The sequence below is a fragment of the Helicobacter sp. 12S02232-10 genome (genome assembly GCF_002272895.1).
Classification (GTDB): Bacteria; Campylobacterota; Campylobacteria; order Campylobacterales; family Helicobacteraceae; genus Helicobacter_J.
This window is the reverse complement of the sequence record NZ_MLAQ01000001.1, coordinates 306,688-311,820: the sequence shown is the minus strand read 5'-3', so window position 1 is coordinate 311,820 and position 5,133 is coordinate 306,688. Positions and strand designations below refer to the sequence as shown.

The window sequence follows — 5,133 nt, the reverse complement described above, 5'->3', positions numbered from 1 at the left end:
CTAAATAGCTCTTCTCTTAAAGATTCCAATCCTAGAGATTTAGACACTCCCTTTCAGAATAAAAATTCTTCCAAAACCAAAAAAAAATTTTCACCCCTATTTTCATTTGTCTTAGCAGCCTTATTATTTCCATTTAGCGGTGAGATTTTAAGAGCTGATGATCTTATAAAAGGAGATACCTCTTGTGCTATGGGCGGAGGTGCTTCTTGTGCCCAGCTCATAACAAACACCCCTTTTCCTAAATTAGATTTGACCAAAGGCAATGATGGTATTTATCAATTTACCTATACGCAAGCCAGTGCTACAGATAAATTCCCCGATACTGTTGTATTAGATGCCAATAAAGCAATAGTAAGATTTTCTACAATCAATATGAATTGGACATTCAATGGTTTATATGGAGATGATACTGCCAATTACAATGTCAAAACAACGATAAATTTTAAAGACTCACTTTGGTTAGGATATCTTGGAATGATTGCAGATAATTGGCCTCACAACCAAGAAATCAAAGATGCAATCGGAAATTTCACCTTAAACTTTAATGGTGGTTATCAGGGGACTGCCCACCCTGAGTGGAAAGGCTACGCCTATATCGGAAATCTGTTTTTTTATGCCACCCCGATGCCAACCCAAGTTAATTTTACAAATAATATTTTCAAAGGCGATATTGCTGCTAGATCCTACAAATGGGGTTTAAGTTTCAACAATGCCAAATGGATAGGAAATATTGCTACTATGGTTCTTGCTCCTGGTGCCACCACTACTCTAAGATTTAATAAATCAACTTGGATAGGCAATGCAGACGCTGACTGGGGCGGCGATGTCAATGCCACTTTCATCGACTCGAAAATGACAGGAAGAGTAAAAAATTCTACTACAGGAACTTGGAATTGGACATTAAATAACTCTACCATTGATGCTTCCGATCCCTCTACAGGAGGTATCGGAACAGGCAATAACGGTACGTTAAATCTCACAGCCACTAATGGTTCTACTATCAAAGGTGATATGAAAGCTTCATTTGGTGTCATCAATCTTAAGTTGAATAATGCTTCAATGACAGGAGCAATAAAAAACTCTACAACAACCACTTGGAATTGGACAGCAGATAATTCGACTATTGATGCCTCCACAGGAGGCATTACGATTGGTAATTACAGTACCCTGAATCTCACAGCCACTAACAACTCTACCATCACAAGTGGGCAAATCTCAAACACAGCTAGCACCTTAAACTTTAATCTTAGAGAAAATAGCAAAAACACAATTACAGGCAAAATCACAAATGGTGCCAATATGATATGGAATTTAGATCATTCTAGTGTTCAAGCTTCAGCAGATCTTAACAATAACGGCTATGCAGCAAACACAAAGATCATTGCTAAAAACCAATCAACATTTCAAAGCAATATTTTCAATCAAAAAGGCAATGTAAATCTGACATTTTCGAGTGGGTCAGCATATATAGGCAATATTCGAGGCAAGCAAAATCCCAATTACGTAAATGTAAATGAGACACTTAATTTTACTGATTCTTCAATGGAAGTAACTTCGGGAAATGCATTGAAAAATATATATGCAAGATATCCATCTTCTAAAGCTTTAATCACAGCCAACTTTAGTGGTAACAATGCCTCCAAAGGTTATGCCCTCAAAGGAGATATAGAAAGTCAGACTGGTAACATCACTCTGAATCTAAGCAATCAAGCTAAATGGATAGGTAATGTTAGTGGTGCCCCTAGTAATGGTGAAACTTTTAGAGATGGCACTTACACCATCAATCTAGACAATTCACAATGGGAAGGTAATGCTTTTTTAAGTTATGGCTCCATCAATGCCCACTTCACCAACAATGCTTCAATGACAGGAAAGCTAAAAAACTCTACAGCAAGCACTTGGAATTGGACAGCAGATAATTCGACGATTGATACCTCCACAGGAGGCATTGCAATTGGTAATAACAGTACATTTAATCTCACAGCCACTAACTCCTCTACCATCAAAGGCAATGTCAATAGCATTGATGCTAACTCTAAATATAATCTAACTCTAGATGCATCCAAATCCAATGGTAGCATCACAAGTAACGGCACTCTAAACATCACTGCTAAAAACAAATCTGAATTAGGTGCTATCACTAGCAATGGAGGCACCTTTACTCTAGATGCTTCTAGTGGTTCTAAGGTAGGAGAAATCAAACAAACAGCAGGAACAGGAAATATTACCTTCAGTGAGAATGCTTCTGCAGGAAACATCACTTTAAGTGGTGGAGGTGGTAGTATTGCATTCAAAGGAGTTAAAAACACAACCTTAGGTGATATAAAAATCACAGGAGGCAGTGCTTTTATTCAAGGAGATATCAGTGCTTCTTCTATTGGAGCTATCCAAAGTTCTTCTTCAAGTGATTCTTCTTTAACCTTCAATGCAATGCAAGGTCAAAGCATTGGAGCCATCAGTGGAACAAATGGAAGTGGAAGTTTTAAAGGAAGCATATCAGGTACTCTTGATTTTAATCCAACAACTCTTGCTTCTAAAGACACTCTTACAGACACTTCTAACAATTCTTCCCCACTCTCTAAAGAAACTCCTACACAAGATTCCAACACTCCAAAATCTTTAACAATTGGTTCTATCAATGCAGATACACTCGGTTTAACCTTAAAGTTTGGAGGAACTGATGCAAAGCAAACAGATGGTTCTGTGATTGGTAAATTAAGCACTGCAACAACAATCTCTTCTGATGATACTTCTAAGAGTTCTTTTTTAACCTTTGATCATCTAAGCAATCTTGATTTCTCAAAAGTTTCCACTGAAGAAGAAAAAAGTAGCACTAGCAATGATTTAAGCACTCTTTTAAAAACACAAACCAATATCGATACAACAAACTTCAAAGGAAGCTTAGGCATCACACACACTAATGTCATCTTAAATGCAAACTCTCAAGATGCTTCAGTCTTTTCTAAAAGTAATGCCAGTGAAACTAAAGGCATCATCCAAACAACTTCGAATGCTTCAGGTTTGAATGCAACATTTGGAAATGCAACATTGGATAAAGATGCTTCAGGACATCTAATCATTGTTCCAAATACTCCAGCTAATGCAACCAATCAAGATGCAAATTCTCTAATCTTTTATACCCTCACACAAAAAGGTGCTAGCCATACTCAAGAAGGAACAGCATCAGATAAATCAGCAGAAGGTACAGCAGATAAATCAACAGAAGGTACAGGCACATCAGGCACAATAGATAAATCAACAGAAACAGCAATAGCAGATATAACCTATACCGATGGCTATATACAAGGCAAATCTTCTGATGCCAATATTGGTTATGCAAATGATCATTTTAAAAAGAACATCAACTTTGTCTTCACTCCAAAAACCTTTGATGCCTCAAAAGCACAGAGTGGTTATACAGGAACAATACTAGGAGGGACTAATGATTCAACCTATGGCTTTTATAATGCAGGTCTCTTAAAAGTTTCTCAAATCTATCAAGCTGTTGGAAATGTAAGTCTCATCAATACAACCTTAAGTGGGATATTAGGACAAACTAAAAAAACAGATGATAGTACAGAAGTCCATCCTGATATCAACTATTCCTTTGATTTTAGTTCCAATAATGGCAACACACCACCATCAGCTTATGGAATGGCAGTTGTTGGTCAAGGAGAACACAAACTCACATTTGATTTTAGTGGCAATACAAAAGACATCAAATTTGCAGGCTCCATCCTAGGTGGAAAAGCAAATGCTAGTGGTGATTCTTCTTCTTCGAGTGGTACTGATTCTAAAAATAACATTTCTAATTCCATCACCATCTATAATCTTGCTGGTTTAGACAATACAATAGCTAATAGCAATGCCCAAGCTTCTGAAACAAACCCTTTAGAATCTATAGATTCTAAAGAATCTTCAAACTCTACCAATACTCAAAGCATTCTAAATGCATTGAATAATGCAGGATTTACTGCAATCAATAATACAAACCCGCAAAAAGCTTCAAATGATCCATCTGATTTAGATGGCTTTAGTGGAGTCACTGCAGATGATAAAAAACCCATCATCAAAGGCAGCCAAATTGCAATCTATGGTTCTTCTTTTAAAGGGGATTTGGTAGAAAATGATTACAGCTTAAATCTTAATTTCTATGGCAATCAAACTGCTTTAGACCATACTTCTATAAATGATTTAACAGGACTCAACCACCCATTAAAACCATCTTCTTTTGAAGGTCAAAAAATTGATTTAGAAAACAACTCCTTTGCACAAACCCTCACCTTTAGTGGAGAAGGTTCCATCATTGCCAATCAAACTAATACTGCACTTCCAAATGTCTTAAGAGTCTATCTAGGCAGTGGAGCAACAAATTTAAATTTCAATGACACAGGTGCCATCCTTGCTCTTCAAACCAAAGCAACAATAAATTCTAGTGACAATACTACCACCTATGCTCCCATTCCAAAAGATTCACAATTAAATCTTACAAACAATTCTTTGATTGGAGATTGGACACAAGATAAAGATTTAACACTTGCATTTGGAGATGTCCCTCAAACAGATTCCAATGGCAATGCTGTGAATTTACAATCAAAATTCTATGGTGCATTATCTCAAGGCAATGGAGCAGCTTTAAATCTAACCCTCAATCCAAACTCTCTTTATGATATCAATAATGCTTCTGATATCACTTTGCTTGAAAAATCTTATGAAGGTTCTTTAAAACAACCACAAAGAGGAGATGCTCCTCATACCTTCAAAGCTCCTAGTGTGACCTTTAAGAATACAGATGCTTCTAAAAATATCTTGAATTTAAATCATCCAGGTGGGACTTTAGAGATCAAAGGCTTGAAAGCAAATACTTCTAGTAGTGCTTCTGATGGTGTGATGTTAGGAGCAGGATCTTCTTTGATTGCTAATCACACCACATTGATTGGAGATCTTTACACCCAACTAAAAAGTGATACACCCAACAATAAAGAAAATGGAACCTATTACAATCTAAGCTTTGATACAACCAATCCTTCTGAAAGTTCTTATTTCCAAACCAACCATATTGGAATGGGTGTGACCAATGGCAAAACTGGTTCTTCCATCACAGCTATTGGCTTGCATTCTTTAAGAAGTATG

At 36.7% G+C, this 5,133-nt stretch carries 1 protein-coding gene; it reads left to right on the top strand.

Features of this window, described 5'->3' with window-relative positions:
* The coding region (locus BKH41_RS09705) for a hypothetical protein (protein WP_180762691.1) at positions 1-5,133 on the top strand (5,133 nt) is incomplete at both ends.